Below are 4,186 nucleotides of genomic sequence, written 5' to 3'. Positions count from 1 at the left end.
GCGGGCAGCGCGCGCGCCGCCGCGCGGCTGGGCAGCAGGATCGCCTGTGCCTGCGGCAGGCCCCGCGCCGGCGTCGCGCGCAGGATCAGGGCGGGCGCCAGCAGCGGATGCCACCCCGCTGCCGCGATGGCGCGTGCCGTCTCCGCCGCCCCCGGCTCCGGCCTGGTGACGAGGACGTGCCTGCCCGTCATGCCGGCCCTGGCGTGCCAACGGACACAAAAGGGAGGGGCCGCGGGGGAGTCCCCTCCCCCGCCCTTTCACGCAAAGAGATCCGCCGGGCTGTCCCGCCGCAGCGCCCGCCCGAGCTCATTGCCGAGCCGCACGGCGTCCGCCGCGCTGGCTTCCTCCGCCCGCTTCAGCAGGAAGGATCCGTCGGCCCGTGCGACGAGCCCCGTCAGCCGCAGCCGCCCGTCCGGCAGAAGCCGCGCATGCCCGCCGATCGGCGTGCGGCAGGACCCGTCGAGGGCCGCAAGCAGCGCGCGCTCGGCGGAGGAGACGGCGCGCGCCTCGGGGTCTTCGATGCCGGAGAGCAGTTCATGCAGTTCGGTGTCGTCCGCGCGCACCGTGACGCCGACGATGCCCTGGCCGGCGGCGGGCACCATCACCTCCGGGTCGATCGGCACGCTGCCTTCGGGTTCGAGCCCGAGGCGCCTGAGCCCGGCAAGGGCGAGCAGCGTCGCCGCCGCTTCCCCTTCCGCCAGCTTGCGCAGGCGCGTCTGGACGTTGCCGCGGAACATGGTGACCTGCAGGTCCGGGCGCGCATGGAGCAGCTGCGACTGGCGCCGGACGGAGGAGGTGCCGATCACCGCGCCCTTCGGCAGCGCCGCGAAGGGGTCCGCCGGATCGCAGGCGGGCAAGGCGGGCCCGGGGAGCAGCGCGTCGCGCGCATCCTCCCGCTTCAGGGTGCAGGCCAGCACGATGCCGGGCGGCATCTCGGTCTCGAGGTCCTTGAGCGAATGCACCGCGAAGTCGATGCGGCGGTCGAGCAGCGCCTCGTGGATCTCCTTCGCGAAGAGGCCCTTGCCGCCGATCTCGGCCAGGCGGCGGTCCTGGATGAGGTCGCCCGAGGTCATGAGCTGGTGTTCCTCGAACGCCTTCGCGTCGCGCAGCACCGGGCAGAAATGCGTCACGCGGTCGAGAAAGTCCCGCGTCTGCCAGAGGGCGAGCGGCGAGGCGCGGGTACCGACGCGCAGCGGCAGCGGGCGGCGGTGCTTCGGCACGGCGGCGGGGTGTGCAAGGGACATCTTCCCGTCATAGAACCCCGTCCATGCGCGCGGAAGGTGGCTTTCCCCTGGATCGGCCGGTGCTCGGGCTGGAGAGCAGCTGCGACGAGACGGCCGCCGCCGTGCTGGCGCCCGACGGACGCATCCTGGCCGAGGGCGTGCTGAGCCAGGAACGGGAGCACGCGGCCTTCGGCGGCGTGGTGCCGGAAATCGCCGCGCGGGCGCATCTGGCCGCCCTGCCGGGCCTGGCAGAGCGGGTGCTGAAGCGCGCGGGGCTCGGCTTCGGGGACCTTGGCGCCGTCGCCGCCACCTCCGGCCCTGGGCTGATCGGCGGGCTGATCGTCGGCGCCTGCTTCGGCAAGGGCGTCGCGATCGCGCGCGGGCTGCCCTTCGTCGCGGTGAACCACCTGGAGGCGCACGCGCTGACCGCGCGCCTGCCGGGGCTGCTGCCCGAAGGCGCGCCCGAATTCCCCTACCTGCTGCTACTCGTCTCGGGCGGGCATTGCCAATGCGTCGCGGTGGAGGGGCTCGGCCGCTACCGCCGGCTCGGCACCACGCTCGACGACGCGGTGGGGGAAGCCTTCGACAAGGCAGCCAAACTCATGGGCCTGCCGTGGCCGGGCGGGCCGCATCTGGAACGGCTCGCCGCCGGCGGCGACGCCAGCGCCGTGCCGCTGCCGCGGCCGCTGCTCGGGCGGCCGGGCTGCGACTTCTCCTTCAGCGGGCTCAAGACGGCGGTGGCGCGGGCATTGGCGCAGGGCGCGGCGCATGCCGATGTCGCTGCATCCTTCCAGGCCGCCGTCGCCGCGGTGTTGGCCGACCGCGCGCGCAACGCGCTCGGCGTGCTGCCGGACGCCACCGCCATCGTCGTGGCCGGGGGCGTCGCGGCGAACCAGGCGGTGCGGTCGGCGCTCGCCGGCGTCGCCGGGATGGCGGGGGTGCCGATGCTCGCACCACCGCTGCGACTCTGCACGGACAACGCGGTGATGGTCGCCTGGGCGGGGATCGAACGGCTGCGCGTGGGGCTGAGCGATTCGCTCGACCACAGCCCCAGGCCGCGCTGGCCGCTGGCGGAGCTGGCCGGGGTTTGATGGGGCGCGGGCGAGGGTGCGCCACCCCCTCGCGCTCCCCCGCCGAGGGCCGAGAGGCCCTCGGAACCCATGAGACTCAATCGGGGATGCCGGGGAGGGGGCTCAAGGGCGCGCCCTTGATATCGTGCGGGGCCGCCCCCTCCCCACCATCCGCGATCGGGTCCTAAGGCCTTTCGGCCTTTGGCGGGGTGAGGTGCGGAGAGGCGCAGCGCCCCTCTCCGCGTCACCTTCAGATTACCCGGTCGAACGCCACGAATGCCCGCCGCGTCAGGCGGTAGAGTTGCGCCGGGCGGCGGCGTTCCGCGGTGGCCTGGCTTCGGGCGTCGGGCACTTCCTCGATCAGGCGGAGGTCGTTGATCTTGCGGCGGAAGGCGCTGTCGTTGAGGCGTTCGCCCATAACCGCCTCATAGACTGCCTTGAGCTCGGGCAGGGTGAAGGTGTCCGGCAGCAGCAGGGCGGGCAGGCTGGACCAGGCGCCCTTGGTGCGGATGCGGGCGAGGGCCGCGGCGAGGATGGCGCCGTGGTCGAAGGGCAGGGGCGGCGGGTCTTCGGCCGGGAAGGCCTCGAGCCCCTGCGCGGCGGCCAGGGCGGCTTCAGGGACCAGCGCGTAGTGGGCGACGGAGAGCGACCAACCGCGCGGGTCGCGATCGGGTCCGGAGAAGGTCGCGAGCTGTTCCAGGAACAGGCCGGCGAGGCCCGCCTTCTGCCGGAGGATGCGGGAAGCGGCGTCGGTGGTGGAGGCGTCTTCCTCCGGCCGGACATAGCCGCCGACCAGGGCCAGGCTGCCGGCGTGCGGCGGCTTGTCGCGAGACTGGAGAAGGGTCGTGAGCCGGCCGTCGCGCAGCGTGAACAGCACGGTGTCCACGGTGACGATGGGGCGTTTTTCCTGGCCGGCCATGCTGCGGAGGATGGGGCGGGGGATCGCCGCTTCGCAAGGCGCATTTTGCAAATCGCAACTTGCATTTTGCGTTTTGCAAGCGTATAAGGATTGCCCAGCGGGCCCCGCGCCCGCACCGGCCCGAAAGGAGGCCACCCATGACCACCATCCGCCGCCTCGGCCCATGGACCCACGCCCGCGCCGAGGCCTCCGCCTTCCTCGCCATCCACCGCGACGGCCGCCTCATCCGCTCCGGCCGCGGCCTGTCCGCATGGTTCCTCACCGCCGGCGGAACCTCCCTCGTCGAGGTCCCGGCCGATGACCGCGACAATGTCGTCGCCGTCAGCGCCGTGACGCGGGACTTCCAGGCCGTCACCGCCCAGGGTGTCGTCACCTGGCGGGCCGCCGACCCGCTGCTGCTCGGCGAAAGGCTCGACTTCTCGGTCGACCCGCGCACCGGCTTCCCGAATGGCGAGCCGGTCGCCCAGGTCGGCAGCCTCATCGACGGGCTCGTGAAGGCCGCGGTCGAGCGCCATGTCGGCGCGCGCGACGTCGCGACGCTGCTCGCCGACGGCATCGGCGCGTTGCAGCGGGCGGTGGAGGAAGCGCTCGCCGCCACGCGCCAGTTCGAGGAGATCGGCGTCGCCCTCGCCGGCGTGCGGCTGTCCGACCTCTCGCCCTCGCCCGAGTTGGTGCGCGCGCTGCGCCAGCCGACACTCGAACGGCTGCAGCAGGGCGCGGACGAAGCCACCTTCGCGCGCCGCGCCGCGGCGGTGGAGAAGGAAGCCGCCATCGCGCAGAACGAGACCCGCGCCCGCATCCGGCTGGAGGAGGAACGCGCCGCGCTGATCGCCCGCGAGCGCGACAATGCCCGCGCACGGTCGGAAGCCGAGGCCGAGGCCGCGCGCATCGCCGCCCAGTCCGCGAGCGAGACCCAGGCGATCGGCGCGGCCGCCGCCGCCCAGGCGCGCGGCATCGCGGCCGAGGCGGAATCC

Annotated in this window: 4 protein-coding genes and 1 pseudogene; 2 read left to right on the top strand and 3 right to left on the bottom strand. The window is 74.0% G+C overall.

Annotation, left to right across the window (positions count from 1 at the left end; all coding sequences use genetic code 11):
- Both HW577_RS21765 and hemC read right to left on the bottom strand, forming a co-directional pair.
- A pseudogene (locus HW577_RS21765) lies at window positions 1–191 on the bottom strand (uroporphyrinogen-III synthase); the annotation flags it as partial.
- A gap of 66 nt (window positions 192–257) precedes the next feature.
- On the bottom strand, window positions 258–1,244 hold the full coding sequence (gene hemC, locus HW577_RS21760) for a hydroxymethylbilane synthase (RefSeq protein ID WP_198378216.1): 987 nt from the start codon (window positions 1,242–1,244) through the stop codon (window positions 258–260).
- A gap of 23 nt (window positions 1,245–1,267) precedes the next feature.
- On the opposite strand from hemC, the gene tsaD reads away from it, so the two are divergent.
- Window positions 1,268–2,314, top strand: coding sequence for a tRNA (adenosine(37)-N6)-threonylcarbamoyltransferase complex transferase subunit TsaD (gene tsaD, locus HW577_RS21755; RefSeq protein WP_198378215.1), 1,047 nt, complete (start codon window positions 1,268–1,270; stop codon window positions 2,312–2,314).
- Between the two features lie 229 nt (window positions 2,315–2,543).
- Here the strand turns inward: tsaD and HW577_RS21750 are convergent, their stop codons facing one another.
- Window positions 2,544–3,212, bottom strand: coding sequence for an NUDIX hydrolase (locus tag HW577_RS21750; protein ID WP_198378214.1), 669 nt, complete (start codon window positions 3,210–3,212; stop codon window positions 2,544–2,546).
- Window positions 3,213–3,349: 137 nt separating this feature from the next.
- On the opposite strand from HW577_RS21750, the gene HW577_RS21745 reads away from it, so the two are divergent.
- Window positions 3,350–4,186, top strand: an 837-nt coding sequence (locus HW577_RS21745; protein ID WP_198378213.1) for an SPFH domain-containing protein, incomplete at its 3' end; no start/stop codon positions are given.

Origin of the sequence: Neoroseomonas rubea (assembly GCF_016106015.1) — a bacterium.
GTDB lineage: Bacteria > Pseudomonadota > Alphaproteobacteria > Acetobacterales > Acetobacteraceae > Neoroseomonas > Neoroseomonas rubea.
The sequence above is the reverse complement of the archived record's forward strand: the minus strand, read 5'-3'. Positions and strand labels throughout refer to the sequence as shown.

What these genes read in the sequence shown, in the direction of transcription:
- hemC (WP_198378216.1), bottom strand. Translation starts at nt 1,244, where the DNA reads ATGTCCCTTGCACACCCCGCCGCCGTGCCGAAGCACCGCCGCCCGCTG.
- tsaD (WP_198378215.1), top strand. Translation starts at nt 1,268, where the DNA reads ATGCGCGCGGAAGGTGGCTTTCCCCTGGATCGGCCGGTGCTCGGGCTG.
- HW577_RS21750 (WP_198378214.1), bottom strand. Translation starts at nt 3,212, where the DNA reads ATGGCCGGCCAGGAAAAACGCCCCATCGTCACCGTGGACACCGTGCTG.